This is a genomic window from Roseibium sp. MMSF_3544 (assembly GCF_030732845.1).
Taxonomy (GTDB): domain Bacteria; phylum Pseudomonadota; class Alphaproteobacteria; order Rhizobiales; family Stappiaceae; genus Roseibium.
Genome location: NZ_JASHKA010000002.1, coordinates 149,223 through 162,799 on the forward strand (window position 1 = coordinate 149,223; position 13,577 = coordinate 162,799).

Sequence of the window (13,577 nt, forward strand, 5' to 3'; positions counted from 1 at the left end):
CTGAGGTGAATCCAGATGCGAAGTGCCGATTCACACTTTTTTAACGCAGTAGAGAGGGAAAACAACTGTAAAACAAGATGGCAAACGTGGGAGCTAAAAGAATGCAAAACGAGGCCAATGTGATCAAAATCGGCGAGATTTCTTTGGAAATAAAAAGTTTGGTGGATCTGCATAATCATTGGCCCGAAATCAGCAACCGTCTTCGTCAGGCGATAGAAGGCGGGGAGATTGAAGACGAAGATCTCTGCAAAATCGTAGAATGGCTGATCATTCTTGGCGACAAAACGCTGTTTCGGTCGAACTAGCCATTTTGCATCGCGCTTCTAAACAGTTCTTAGCGTATGTAACACCTGTTGCATGCACAGCCGGGTTTGCTATGCGTGTTTGAACTTTTTTTACTCAAGCTTTTTCGGACACCGGGTTAGATCCTCATAGGAAATCCCGGTACGATTGTATCGCAAAGATCTCACCCAATTTGATCATACCGGAAGCGTTGGCCAGGATGTTGCCAAGGCTGCACCTGTGTGGTCGACCGGGCGCGAGAGATGTTTGGTGTCCAAGAACACCAACCTGGCGACTATGGTTTGTGTCCAACCGAACCTCGTCACAGCACGCATCCTTTCGACCTCGGAATATGTCCGGGATGCGGGTGCCGCAGCTCCCCATGAGGTGAGGTGTCTTTCTGCAGCACATACGTATTTCTCCGATGTTAAGGCCAAGCATGTCGAGGCAGAAATCCAACTGGCAAACGTATGAAAAGTCACTTTGCAAAATCAGGACCCAGAAGTGCTGTCTTTACTTGCTAAATTTCTAATGCTTTGAATCAATAAAAGTCGAAATTTTACTAACAACCTTTGATTGAATCGGGTTTTTTCCTTCGTGTGAATTTGAATTCACGCTTTTCTCACGCGCACAGTCACGACGAATATTGTAAGACTATTCCTCAACAGCAAGGCGCATGTGAGTGCCCATCACGAACAATAAGACTGCAACAGAAAGAGCCGGAAAAGACGGCCTCGAAAAAAGAAAGAAAGTCAGTTCGGCTTTAAGCCAGGCGGCTCATCAGACACCGGATAACCGGTGCGTGGCTGCCGGAAAAGCCGAAATGAGGAAGACAGCCCCATCGACCGTCCCATCGTGAACGGTTGCGGCCCCAAAAGGCCGGTCTCTTCCTCGAGCCACGTAACGACGAGAGCTTTGGAGGTAGTCATGTACGCCGATATCCTGGAAGCGACGGTCCTGAACAACACGCGGTACGAAAAAGACCCGAACAGGTGCCTGGCCTACCAGCTCTTGGACGACAATCGCGTGCCGCTCACAGAGGAACAAGTCGCGGTGGAATGGGCGGCCTCCGGTAAGGGTGAGGAGTGCGATCCGCTTCGGGTGCACCGCTCACCGATCCAGGTCTGCGCAAGCGGCGATTCGTGGATCAACATTGTCGTCGAGGTCTCAAGGTTCCATGGCTACAACCGGACGTTTTTCGATATCCTGGAAGGGTATTACCAGACAGCGTGTTCAGCCTGGCCGGGACATTGCTTCGACAAGCTGATCAACAAAAAACCCTTCAGGGTTCATGTCGACACCGGTGTCTACGACTATTTCGTCTTCTCGGGCGGTGGAAACGAGTTTCTGGGCGGTGCTGCGTTGACAAGGCTCCTGAAGGAAAGGGACGCCACACTGGGCGCCGAGAGGCCGGAAGACTGCCTTCACATGGATCGGTTTGAGGCCGTTCTTGAAAAGCTGAAGGGCGGTTATGTCGACCTTGCCAAGCACATTGCCAAACGGGCACCGCGCACGCAGCTCCTGGTCCACGGCTACGATTATCCTGTTGCCCGCAGCGATGGTCCGTGGTTCGGGCGGCCCTTTGTGAAGCGCAATTTCCGCTTCGAGGCGGACAAGGACCTGATCACGAGCATTCTGACGTATCTGATTGACCGGTTTTATGATGTCCTACAGGAAGTTGACGACGAGTTCCCGAATGTCACGCTGGTCGACATCCGCAACGTGGTGCGAGGTCGCTGGACGGACGAGTTCCACCCGGACATCGAAGCCTCGAAAGATATCGCCGGGTTTTACCGGAACGTCATCGATGGGTATCCCATCGTTTGACCAACTGATTTCGCGGGAAACCGCACCAGACATTTTTGCCGAAAGGTCCGTTTGGATCTGAAGCGCCATACCTTTGAATAAAGACTGTTTTTTAGGAATATTCAGTGGCGGAGCCTGGCTCCGCCACTTATTTTTTTGCCAGTTGCAGCGCGTTTATCTCTATCGAAAAAACTCGCCTGACCAGTCGCAACTTCGTTTCCTCAATACTACTTTGAGAGTGTGATCATCATCATGGATTGACACGATTTGCTGTAACCATGCATTTTTTGCCAAGGTGCCGGAAAGAGGAGGGGCCTTGGCTGACCAGATTGTATTTGTCGTTTATCCAGGGATCACGCTTCTGGACCTTGCCGGGCCTTTAAACGTCTTTTCGGGCCTGCATCAAACGGCGTCGGGGGAGGCCCGTTATGACATTGCGCTTGTGTCCGCAGAGGGTGGCACGGTTCCAACGGACGTGATGATTTCCGTGGAGACGGATGCCTCGGCCGATTGGACTGACGTTCCTATCCATACGCTCATCACAATCGGCGGGACCGGCGTTTACGCCGCCGCTGCGGATAGCGCGTTTGTCGCCAATATCAGGAAAATGGCGCAAAACGCGGCTCGTGTCGGTTCGGTCTGCAATGGCGCTTACTTGCTGGCCGCCGCGGGATGTCTGGATCATCGAAGAGCGGCGACACATTGGGACGCCGTCAAGCGTTTGCAGAATGATTTCCCGAAAGTGCGTGTCGAGGTCGATCCCGTCTACATCAACGACGGCGGAGTCTGGACATCTGCAGGGGTGACAGCCGGGATCGACATGGCGTTGGCTTTGTTGGCCGAAGACCTGGGCCGCGACGTTGCCCTGAGACGCGCGCAATATCTCGTGACCTATATGGTGCGGCCCGGTGGGCAATCGCAGTTCAGTGCTGTTCTGGAAAGACAGTGCGCAGATCGGTCGGGGACCTTTGATGAACTTCATGCCTGGATCGCGCAAAATCTCGCTGACGATCTGCGTGTCGAGCAGCTCGCGCAATATCAGAACATGAGCGTTCGAAGTTTTTACAGAGCCTATGTCTCGACGGTTGGGCTTACGCCTGCAAAAACCGTTGAAACCATCAGGGTCGACACCGCCAGGGAGTTGCTGGAGACGACGAAAGCCGGTGTCAAAGCGATAGCAGTTCGCTGTGGTTTCAAAAACGAGGAGCGGTTGAGACGAGCGTTTACGCGCCAAGTAGGTGTTACACCCACTGAGTATCGAGACCGGTTTCAATCCGCCTGATGTGAAACTGCCAGAGGCATCAACGCGTGGCCGCAGATTGGCAGAAAACGACGGTGAACTGTCAGATTGGCCGGTTCATTATCGGCTAGGGTTCGGCAACTCGGGAGTAGGGTCGAGCCCAATGCAGGTCTCGTTCACACCCAGCATGTGAACTCCGTCAACACAGGTGTTTATCGTTGGAAAGAATTTGTCTGGTCCATGGTCTTATCGGCGCCCTGAATGCACCGGAGATCCTGCAGCCCTTTGCGGGACGTCTCAGTGTGAGCGCACCGGATCTGCTGGGCTACGGGCAGTTCGCCGACCATTCCACTGTGTCGCTCACAATTGAGGATCAGGCGCAGCATGTGATTGCGCATCTGGAGGCAGACGGTCCGGTGCATCTGGTCGGTCATTCGGTCGGTGGCGCTGTGGCCGTTTTCGTGGCCGGGTTACGCCCGGATCTGGTGAAAAGCCTGATCAGCGTTGAGGGAAACTTCACATTGAAGGACGCATTCTGGTCGTCCAGGATCGCAGGCCAGAAGGCAGAAGATGTCGAACAGGTCCTTGAGGACTTTCGGACCGACTCCGTCACATGGATCAAGGGCGCGATTGATGCGCCAGATGAACTCGCCATCCGGCTTGCGCCCGAGCTGCTGTCCAACCAACCCGCGTCCACGATCAAGGCCCAGGCAACGGCCGTTGTTGCCGCAACGCGTGGCCCGGAATACCTTGAAGGCATCCGCGCGCTCATGGAAAGCGATCTTCCGGTTCACTTGATCGCCGGTGCGCGGTCCGCTGCGGGATGGGACACGCCCGATTGGGCCAATCAGCTCTGCACCTCCCGGATCAACATACCGGACACGGGGCACCTGATGATGATCGAAAACCCGCAGAGATTTGCTGCCTGTGTGGCGCAGTGCGTTGTCTTATCGGAAAGCGTCGCTCACGATCGGAGGTCATGATGAGCATTGAGCTCTGGTTGGGATATGTTGTTGCCTGCGTGATTGTGGTGTTGATCCCGGGGCCGAACATCATTTTTACCGTCAGCTATGCCATTCGTGACGGAGCCCGCTCTGGTTTCGCAACCATTCCCGGCGTGTTGTTCGGTGCGTTGATTGCCATGTCACTTTCCCTGGCAGGGGCAGGTGCCATTCTCGCAGCTTCGGCCTTCTGGTTCGGTGTCCTTAAAGTTGTTGGTGCCTTTTACCTGATGTGGTTGGCCTATTCTCTTTGGACATCCCCTGTCGAAGCCTTTCAGTCCGATGGTGCCAACAAGCACAAACCGCTCGGCAGGCTCTTTTGGCAAGGCACACTCATCAGCCTGTTGAATCCGAAGGGGCCACCCTTCTACGTCGCCTTCGTTCCTCAATTCGTGGATCCGGGAGGTCCGGTATTGCCGCAATTTACAATCCTCATCGGGACGTTTATGGGCGTTGCATTCGTCAACTGTGTCCTCTGGCTCGTGACAGCCTGTGCCATGCGCCGGCATTTTCATAGTCCAAGAGTATTGAAGCTCTTCAGCCGCGCGGGCGCGAGTTGTCTGTTTGCTGCCAGTGTCTTGACGCTTCGTGGGTCCCGCGTCGGCTAAAAACCAAAGCTTCGCGCCGGGGAGACATTTATTTAGTTAGCCAGTTAAATTTCGGCAAGGCTTGATGAAATTGCCGGTCGAACTCCGTGAGCTCGTTTGCGATGCGGAAGCACTTTTACGACAAGCAGTCTGTGCCCGCCGGGACACGCCTTATTCGAATTCGATCTGTGTGAGGGCGGCGTCGAAAAAAGGATAGATCTCGCCGCCGCTTGCGCGCGAGATTACAAAGCGATGCGGAACCATGACGCCGTCGACCTCGCGGTAATCAGACCTCGTCACATGTTCGCCCGAACCGTGATACGAGGTCGACAGGTCTCCGTCCTCTTCGGCAGCCATGAAAACCATTCGCCCGTCTTCATCGAAATGGGCAATCATGGCTGCGCGCAGTCCATCAGCTTCAACGATTGCCCTTGCGCTGTTCTCGTTGATCGGTTCCCAGCGCACGGGTCCCCCCGGCAGCAGGGCTTGTGGGAACAGAGCACTTTCCAGCAACCAGCGACGAAGGGAAATAACGTTCAGTTCAGGCGTTTCTGCCTCGTCGACGACGGTGAGGACCGACATCACTTTTGCTTTCATTTCCATCTCACCTTCCGCAAAGAAATCATAGGCCCGTGCCCAGATGCCGGGAACAATCGGCGTGGTTGCTGAAAACATGAGCGCCGGTTCTCCGATTGCGATGACTTGCTCGGCTGTTGTGAGATTGAAGTCTTCCGTTTGCGGACGGCGGAACTGGCCTTCGGCTGAAACGCGCACGATGTTTGCCGTCGTCACGCCGTTCGGAAACACAAAGTCGAAATAGCGCTGAACCGGGGCGGGCAGAGACTCAATGTCTTCCCGGCTGACAGGCTGACGCACTTCGGTGAGCCCGATTTCTGACACGTGTTCGCGAAACTGCGAGATATCGCGCTCCGTCAAAAACGAGCCGGTTGCGACAAGGCCGGCGATCCCTGCACCAATCAATCCGACGCCCAGAGCAGTCCACTTCAGGATGTGCATTGACTTCCCTTTCTCGAATTCTAAAGGCGTACATTTTTGTACGGATTTGATTTACGTAATGATGTGTACGGTTTTTGTCAACACGCGGCTTCGACGCGGGAAGCTTCAAGCGTGCTAACAAAGGCACTCAGCGTTTTGTGCGGAGGAGGTTCCTGAAGCGCGGCACGTCACGATGAGTGCACCGAGGGCCAGTTCTCCGCGTTTGTTGAAATTTCAGCTTGCCCCGTTTCCGTAATGCTTGTTACGGTTTTAGAAATCGAGGTGGGAATGCGAGAAGAAAACCGGACAATTCGACAAAGACAGATTGAAGACGCGGCCTATGAGGTTTTGCAGGAAAAGGGCTACAGCGGAACCTCGATGCTGGCCGTCGCCAAGAAGGCCCGTGCCTCGAACGAAACACTCTACAACTGGTATGGCGACAAACGGGGTTTGTTTCGCGCACTCGTGGTGAGGAATGCGGAAGAGGTAAAAACCTATCTGGAAACGGAACTTCAGACCGATCACGATGCCAGATCAATCTTGTCGACCCTTGGGCCGAAACTCCTTGGCCTTCTGACCAGCGAGCGGGCGATCGCCCTGAACAGGGCAGCCGCAGCCGATAGCTCGGGCGAGCTGGGGGCGACACTGGCGCAATCTGGCCGCGAGGCTGTGCTCCCGTTGCTGAAGCGCGTCATGGAGCGCGCAAAACGCGAAGGATTGATCGTGTTCCGGCGCAGCGAGGAAGCCGTCGGCCTCTACCTGGACCTGCTGGTCGGAGACTTGCAGATCCGCCGTGCGATCGGCAGTGTGGATGTCCCCACCAATCAATTCTGCAAAAAGCGTTCAGACGCCGCGCTCACGCGTCTGCAGAAACTCCTTCAAGACGATTGACCGTGCTGCCCGTTCAAACCGTCAATCGAAAACCTGTCTCTCCACCTGTTCTGCAGGTTGGCTTGAGGATGTGTAAGTACGTTCACTTTGCGGAACTTCGACGAGCTTCTGGTTGACGAAGTCAATGAAAGACTGTTCGGCGCGCTTAAGGCGCGCTTTCGGGTTCGTAACAAACTGCACGTCAATTTCCAGCGTGTCCTCGTAAGGGGGCAGACGCCAGAGGATCCCTTTTTCTTCGTATCTTCGGGCAAAGTGGACGGGCAGCGGACCAAATCCCAAACCGGCAAGAATCATTCGAAGCGCTTCATCCAGATGAGAGGTGTAGCCTGTCACGCTCTCGTCGAGTTTATGGTGCGCCCGCATAAGCGCGACCGGACGCAAAGCATCCCAAAGCTGGTCCGTTTTGAAGGTCACGGAAGAATGTCCGCGCAGGTCCTTCAAAGAAAGATTGGATTTGCCGAACAGGGGGTGTGTCGAGCCGCAGAAGAAGCCGAAGTAATGGCGGTAGAACAGTTCGTAGTTCAGGCGCGGATCTTTTTCGTAGATCTGGCAAATCCCCAAGCCTGCGCGTTTCTCCAGAACGCTTTGGTGCGCTTCGCCACTCGCCATGACGTCGATCTGAAAACAGACCTTTGGATGGCGTTTGTGGAAGGTGTGAAGGACGTCGTTGAAAAATGCGCTCTGAATGGTGCTGAACGCAGCAATAGTAACGTTGCCCGTCAACTCGTCTTCGACGGTCTGACCCACACCCACTGCACGCGAAATGGTCCCGTATATGTCAACACATTCCTGGTAGAGATGCTGTCCAGCCGGTGTCACGCGGAAGGTTGAGGGGCTTCGGTCTATCAGGCGAATTTCAACGCGATCTTCCAAACGTTTGAGAGCCTGGCTGACGGAAGGTTGACGAAGACCAAGCCTGGCCGCGCCCTTGGTTACACCGCCTTCCTGGACCACGATCATAAAGGTGCGCAACAAGTTCCAGTCGAGCTCGCGGGTGATCCGGTCAATCTTTGCAGCCAAGTCATGATCATCCATGCCTATGATGGTAATCACCATTATCTATTTTGTCTATGATGATTGATTTCCTACCCTTTCGGTGTCTCACGCACATCGGGGGGAACGAGTGCAGCAGAAAGTTATCATCACCTGCGCGGTAACGGGGTCGGTACACACGCCGACCATGAGCCCTAATCTGCCTGTCACGCCCTCGGAAATTGCCGAGGCTGCCATTGCGGCATCTGAGGCAGGAGCGGCAATTCTGCATCTGCATGCCAGGGATCCGGAAACGGGCGCCCCCAATGGAGACATTGAGCTCTTTCGTCAGTTTCTGCCCCGGATCAAGCAATCAAGCGACGCTGTTTTGAACGTGACAACAGGCGGCAGTTCACAGATGAGCGTCGAAGAGCGGGTCGCTGCCCCTTTCGAGCTTTCCCCGGAGATGTGCTCTTTGAACATGGGGTCGATGAATTTCGGTCTGTTCCCCATGGCTGAGCGGTATTCGGAGTGGAAGCATGATTGGGAAAAACAGTTCCTTGAGAATACGCGGAGCACGTTTTTTCGTAATACTTTCAGCGACATCGACACGATATTGGCAAAGCTGGGTGATGAACAGGGAACGCGTTTTGAATTCGAGTGCTATGACACCGGGCACATAAACGCAGTCGCTTTCTATCTTCGCCAGGGACGGATAAAGCCGCCGGTTTTCCTGCAATTCGTCATGGGCATTCTGGGCGGGTCAGACGCATCCGCCGACACCCTGATGCATATGAAATCCACTGCCGATCGGCTGTTGGGGAACCAGTACAGGTTTTCCGTGTTGGCCGCGGGCCGCCAGCAGATGCCGCTCGGCACGATGGGGGCCGTCCTGGGCGGCAACGTGCGCGTCGGTCTTGAAGACAGCTTGATGATCGAACGCGGCAAGCTCGCCGACAGCAATGCGCAGCAAGTCCAGAAAATCCGCCGGATCGTTGAAGAGCTCGGACTGACAGTCGCGAGGCCCTTTGAAGTGCGCGAAATCCTTGAGCTCAAGGGCGGGGACAAAACGGGGTTCTGACAGAGAATGAACGCGTTCACCTTCAACACAACGCAGCGTGTCGTTTCAGCTCCCGGAGCTGCAGGGAACCTTGGTGCCCTGGCTGAAAATTTGCTTGGGCCCCGTGCTTTGTTCGTCACCGACGCAGGCATCCGGAAAGCAGGACTTGAATCTCGCGCGATCGCTTCGCTCGAAGCACACGCCATCAAGGTCTGCATGTTCGACAAGGTCGAATCCAACCCGAGCATCGGCACAGTACAGAGCGCGACCGAGATGGCGCTTGCCGCCGGTTGTTCCGGGGTCGTCGCTCTTGGTGGCGGGTCGTCGCTCGATGTTGCGAAGATGGTGGCGCTGCTTGCAGGTTCGAATGAAGACATAGACGACGTCTGGGGCGTGAACAATGCCAAGGGGCCACGGCTGCCGCTCGTTCTGATCCCGACGACTGCAGGAACCGGTTCGGAGGCGACCCCCGTATCTATCATTACGGTGTCGGGTGCAGAAAAACGCGGCGTGTCATCGCCGCTCCTTTTACCGGATATCGCAATTCTTGATGCGGAACTCACGCTCAGCCTGCCTGCAGCGGCAACAGCTGCCACTGGCGTCGATGCGATGGTACACGCGATCGAGGCTTACTCTTCAAGGAACGCCAACAACAACCCGTTCTCAGCCTTGCTGGCCGAAAAGGCACTTCAATTGCTCGGCGGAAACATCGAGACGGCCGTTTTCGATCCGGGAAATATGGAGGCTCGGAGCAATATGCTTCTTGGCTCCTATGTTGCCGGCGTGGCCTTCGCGAATTCTCCCGTCGCTGCTGTTCATGCGCTCGCTTACCCGATCGGCGGCCATTTCCATGTGCCTCACGGGCTGTCGAATGCGCTGATTTTGGGAGAGGTCTTGCGGTTCAACGCCGATGAGACCGCCAACGGATCGATGCAGCTGTATTCAAGGCTCGCACCGATGGCGTTTCCTCATTTGGACAAGCTTCAGGATACCTCTGCCAGGTGCGCCGCGTTCATTGAATCGCTGGCAGACCTTTGCCAGAGGCTTGGTCTGCAAAGCCGGCTTCGGGATGTTGGCATTGCCAAAACCGATCTTGCGCTGCTCGCCAGGGAAGCGATGAAGCAGACACGTCTTTTGGTCAACAATCCGCGCGTTGTCGCCGAAGCGGACGCACTGGCCATCTACAAAGCGGCCTGGTGAACACATGGCCCACCAGACCCCTCTTCATCGAAACGATTTCCCGGTTCTCATGAATGTGCAGACCAGATGGAGTGACAATGATGTCTACGGCCACCTGAACAACACCGTTCACTACAAGCTGTTCGACACAGTTTTGAATCTTTGGCTGATCGAGAACCGTTTACTCGATCCGGCACACAGCGATGTCATTGCGCTCGTTGTTGAAACCGGCTGCACGTTCTTTGCCGAACTGGCCTATCCTCAACAGATTGTTGCAGGCATGCGCACCGAGCGCATCGGCCGTACCTCGATCACCTACAGATTTGCTCTTTTTGGCAAGGCTGACCAGGCGGCCGCACAAGGGTATCTCACACATGTTTTGGTTGACCGCGCCTCCCGGAAGCCGCGCGCGATTCCAGAGCCATGGGCGGCGGCACTCCAGACAATTCAGAGACTTGAGACCAAATCGGGTTCCGACGGGACCTGGGCGGGGGATCGCATCCACGACACCTAGCGGTGTCTTCGTCCCGCTGATGCTTTCGCTTCCCGGATCGATCGGAAGCGGGAACACCAACCAAAGGCAGACCAGAGACAACAGACTTAAGAACGTTAAACAAAGGAGACCTTCCAATGAGTATCACGAAACTGAGTTCAGGCCTGACGGCGGGCTTGCTGGGCATCCTTGTGGCGTCAGCAGCACTGGCTGACGACGTTACGCTGCGCTTTGCAGGCGTCTTTCCGATTGATCACCAGGGTACCAAGATGATGGAGCAGGTTGCCGCCGACGTGGCAGCTGCCGATGTCGGCCTGAAAATCGACGTGTTCCCCGCAAACCAGCTTGGTTCCGGTGAAGCGCTTTTTGAGGATGTTGCGCGTGGCAATATCGATCTTGCCGCCGCGTTCATCTACGCCGACACGGACCCGCGGCTCGAATTTCTGTCCATGCCGTTTCTCGTCAGTGGATGGGACGACATGAACAACATCCTGCGCAACATGGATTCTGAGTACAACAAGATCCTCCAGGAAATCACCGATGAGTACGGTGTAAGCGTGATGGCGCAAAACCCGGAAGGGTTCGTCGGCATCGTTGCAACGCAGGAGCCCACGAACTGGAACAATTTTGACGACAAGGGAATGAACATTCGCGTCTGGTCGTCACCCTCGGTCAAGGCCATGGTTGAGACTCTAGGATTTCAGGCAACGACAATGGCCTGGGGCGACATCTTTCCGGCGATCCAGTCGGGAATCGTCGATGGCGCGATCTGCTGCACCAAGACAGCCACCTACTCGATCTTTGCCCAGTCTGATGTCGGCACGCATTTTGTCGAGTACAACTCGATCTCCGAACTCACATCGTTTTATGCGTCTCAACGCACGCTCGACAAACTGAACGACGCGCAACGCGAGGCGCTTCAGGCGGCGATGTCCAAAGCGTCAGACGATTTCTTTAACTACAACCGCGAAAACGATGCTGCGTTCGGTCAAAAGCTGATCGACAGCGGTTACACGATCCTGAGTCTCAGCGACGAAGAACAGGCGGCCATGGCTGCCCATGTTCAGGAAAACATCTGGCCGATGATGGCCGACAACGTTGGTCAGGACGTCATCGATCGCCTGCTTGCTGCGAAGAACTGAACCTCCCCGAGCGAACTGGGCCGGCTTTCATGTCGGCCCCATTTTTCGCTTTCGCCTCAGCACCGGGACCGAAGAAGGGAAGGGCAATGGCAACACATGTAACCGATGAGCTGCCGGCAATAATCGGAAAGCCGATGCGATGGATGCTCGTTGCGATGAAGGCGATTGTGATCTTCTCCGGCTTCCTGATGGCGTTCACCTTTGGTTTGGTGGTGGTAATCCGTTACGGCTTCGGCGGCGATCTGTTTGCGTACGAAGAATGGCTTCTAGCCATCAGCATCGTCGGCTTCTTTGCCGGTGCCGTGCTGGCCTCGGAGCGAAGGCTTCACATCAACGCGGATATCCTGGGCATCGTCATCAGCGATCCCAAGCTGATCTGGTGGCGCGGCTTTGCGGTGCTCCTGATCGAACTCGTCGTAACGCTGTTCATCGTCTATGCGTGTTACGTGTCTCTGGCCGACGATTTCTCCTTTCCGCGCCTGCGCTCGACACCCGTCCTGCGCATTCCATTCGTTTCCTGGCGGATCGCCATCGCCATTGGTTTTGGCTTCATGGCGATGTTCTCCGCTGCCCATCTTTACGTCCATATCCGCAAGGGTATGGGGCTTCCTCTTAGATCGGAGGCTGCAAAATGATTATCACCGGAAGTCTGCTTATTGTCTGCTTGATGCTTCTTCTGGGCGTGAGCGTCTTTGTTGCGTTCGGATCTGTTCTGATTTTCATCGCTTTGGTCGGGGACCAGTCCATTTCGGGTTACCTGCCGACAGGGGCGACCGGGGTCAGGTCACTCGTGTTGCTTGCCATTCCGCTGTTCATGATCGCCGGCGGCATCATGGAGAAGGGCAGGATAGCCGCGCCACTTGTGTCGTTGGCCGAGATGTTCATCGGCCATATCAAAGGTGGGTTGAGTGCAGCGGGTGTTCTGGCCTGTGGTGTGTTCGGTTCGATCTCCGGAAGCGCGAACGCGACACTCACCTGTATCGGCGGGATCATGATGCCGCACCTGGTGCGGAACAAATACCCGGCCGGGCAGTCCGCCGCGCTCATTGTTTGCGCCAGCCCTTTAGGACTGCTGATCCCGCCAAGTGCGTCGCACATTCTTTATGGCTGGGTTGCCCAGCAACACGTTCTGAAGTGCTTCCTGTCCACGGTGATCCCGGCGATCATTTTGATCACGCTGCTGATCATCACCAATCAGTTCATGCTGCGGAAATACGACAATATCCAACTCAAGGACCGCCCCAAACCGTTCATCCCCACGTTCATAGGCGAGGGGCGCCTGGCGGGGCCGGCCCTGATGATGCCGGTGATCATCCTGGGTGGCATCTACGGCGGCATCATGACCCCGACCGAAGCGGCCGGGATCGCCGTTGTCTATGCAATCCCGATTGCAATCTACTTTTATCGCGGACTTACGTGGAAATCATTGGCCCAGACCGTCGGCAATTCCGGCGTGACCATCGGCGTTGTGATGGTGATGATCTTCATGGTGCTGATCGTTTCCGACAACCTGATCGCTCAGGGCGCTCCGCAGCTTGCAAAGGAACTGGTTTATTCGGTTTCGGACAATCCAATCGTCATTCTTTTGATGATCAACGTCGTGATGATTTTGATCGGAATGCTCATGGACGACATTTCCGGACTGTTGCTGGCAACACCCATCCTGCTTCCGATTGCTCAAAGCGTTGGTGTTGATCCGATCCATTTCGCTGCCATCATTGGCGTCAATCTCGGCATGGCAAACATCACTCCACCGACGGCACCCTTGCTCTATCTCGGTGCCCAGATTTGTGACACGCCGGTCTCCAAGATGCTTTGGCCGACACTGGTGTTCATCGTTTTTGCGTGGTTGCCGACGCTGATACTGACCACGTTCGTACCCGAACTCGCGCTTTGGCTGCCTGACCTGCTGCTTGGACGATAAGCGC

14 protein-coding genes are annotated in these 13,577 nt (G+C 55.4%); 12 read left to right on the plus strand and 2 right to left on the minus strand.

Annotation, left to right across the window (positions count from 1 at the left end; translation table 11 throughout):
• Nucleotides 1-101 precede the first annotated feature (101 nt).
• The 5 genes from RBB47_RS03390 (at nucleotide 102) to RBB47_RS03410 (ending at nucleotide 4,937) form a co-directional block, all read left to right on the plus strand.
• Nucleotides 102-305, plus strand: a complete 204-nt coding sequence (locus tag RBB47_RS03390; protein ID WP_305984333.1) for a hypothetical protein — start codon at nucleotides 102-104, stop codon at nucleotides 303-305.
• A 904-nt stretch (nucleotides 306-1,209) separates the two neighbouring features.
• The gene (locus tag RBB47_RS03395; protein WP_305984334.1) at nucleotides 1,210-2,109 is read left to right on the plus strand and encodes a hypothetical protein; all 900 of its coding nucleotides are present in this window, start codon (nucleotides 1,210-1,212) and stop codon (nucleotides 2,107-2,109) included.
• A gap of 295 nt (nucleotides 2,110-2,404) precedes the next feature.
• Nucleotides 2,405-3,370, plus strand: coding sequence for a GlxA family transcriptional regulator (locus RBB47_RS03400; RefSeq protein WP_305984335.1), 966 nt, complete (start codon nucleotides 2,405-2,407; stop codon nucleotides 3,368-3,370).
• A gap of 176 nt (nucleotides 3,371-3,546) precedes the next feature.
• Complete coding sequence (locus tag RBB47_RS03405) at nucleotides 3,547-4,311, plus strand: alpha/beta fold hydrolase (protein ID WP_305984336.1); 765 nt, start codon at nucleotides 3,547-3,549, stop codon at nucleotides 4,309-4,311.
• The gene (locus RBB47_RS03410; protein WP_305984337.1) at nucleotides 4,311-4,937 is read left to right on the plus strand and encodes a LysE family translocator; all 627 of its coding nucleotides are present in this window, start codon (nucleotides 4,311-4,313) and stop codon (nucleotides 4,935-4,937) included. The genes RBB47_RS03405 and RBB47_RS03410 overlap by 1 nt, the downstream gene beginning before the upstream one ends.
• A gap of 150 nt (nucleotides 4,938-5,087) precedes the next feature.
• On the opposite strand, the gene RBB47_RS03415 is transcribed toward RBB47_RS03410, so the two are convergent.
• Nucleotides 5,088-5,933, minus strand: coding sequence for a DUF6544 family protein (locus RBB47_RS03415; protein ID WP_305984338.1), 846 nt, complete (start codon nucleotides 5,931-5,933; stop codon nucleotides 5,088-5,090).
• A 267-nt stretch (nucleotides 5,934-6,200) separates the two neighbouring features.
• Here RBB47_RS03415 and RBB47_RS03420 point away from each other — a divergent pair, with 267 nt between their 5' ends.
• Nucleotides 6,201-6,803 carry a TetR/AcrR family transcriptional regulator gene (locus RBB47_RS03420; protein ID WP_305984339.1) on the plus strand — a complete coding sequence of 201 codons (603 nt, stop codon included), beginning with the start codon at nucleotides 6,201-6,203 and terminating at the stop codon, nucleotides 6,801-6,803.
• A gap of 21 nt (nucleotides 6,804-6,824) precedes the next feature.
• Here the strand turns inward: RBB47_RS03420 and RBB47_RS03425 are convergent, their stop codons facing one another.
• Nucleotides 6,825-7,859: a LysR family transcriptional regulator gene (locus RBB47_RS03425; protein WP_305984340.1), complete on the minus strand. Its 1,035-nt coding sequence runs from the start codon at nucleotides 7,857-7,859 to the stop codon at nucleotides 6,825-6,827.
• Nucleotides 7,860-7,926: 67 nt separating this feature from the next.
• On the opposite strand from RBB47_RS03425, the gene RBB47_RS03430 reads away from it, so the two are divergent.
• The 6 genes from RBB47_RS03430 (at nucleotide 7,927) to RBB47_RS03455 (ending at nucleotide 13,573) form a co-directional block, all read left to right on the plus strand.
• Nucleotides 7,927-8,856 (plus strand): 3-keto-5-aminohexanoate cleavage protein, encoded by a 930-nt coding sequence (locus tag RBB47_RS03430; RefSeq protein WP_305984341.1) that lies wholly within the window; start codon nucleotides 7,927-7,929, stop codon nucleotides 8,854-8,856.
• Between the two features lie 6 nt (nucleotides 8,857-8,862).
• Nucleotides 8,863-10,035 carry an iron-containing alcohol dehydrogenase gene (locus RBB47_RS03435; protein ID WP_305984342.1) on the plus strand — a complete coding sequence of 391 codons (1,173 nt, stop codon included), beginning with the start codon at nucleotides 8,863-8,865 and terminating at the stop codon, nucleotides 10,033-10,035.
• A 4-nt stretch (nucleotides 10,036-10,039) separates the two neighbouring features.
• Complete coding sequence (locus RBB47_RS03440) at nucleotides 10,040-10,528, plus strand: thioesterase family protein (RefSeq protein WP_305984343.1); 489 nt, start codon at nucleotides 10,040-10,042, stop codon at nucleotides 10,526-10,528.
• 116 nt (nucleotides 10,529-10,644) lie between these two features.
• A complete protein-coding gene (dctP, locus tag RBB47_RS03445; RefSeq protein ID WP_305984344.1) occupies nucleotides 10,645-11,649 on the plus strand; it encodes a TRAP transporter substrate-binding protein DctP in 1,005 nt (334 codons plus the stop codon).
• Nucleotides 11,650-11,735: 86 nt separating this feature from the next.
• On the plus strand, nucleotides 11,736-12,284 hold the full coding sequence (locus RBB47_RS03450; protein ID WP_305984345.1) for a TRAP transporter small permease: 549 nt from the start codon (nucleotides 11,736-11,738) through the stop codon (nucleotides 12,282-12,284).
• Nucleotides 12,281-13,573, plus strand: coding sequence for a TRAP transporter large permease (locus tag RBB47_RS03455; RefSeq protein WP_305984346.1), 1,293 nt, complete (start codon nucleotides 12,281-12,283; stop codon nucleotides 13,571-13,573). Before RBB47_RS03450 ends, RBB47_RS03455 begins: the two co-directional genes overlap by 4 nt.
• The last annotated feature ends 4 nt before the right edge of the window (nucleotides 13,574-13,577 follow it).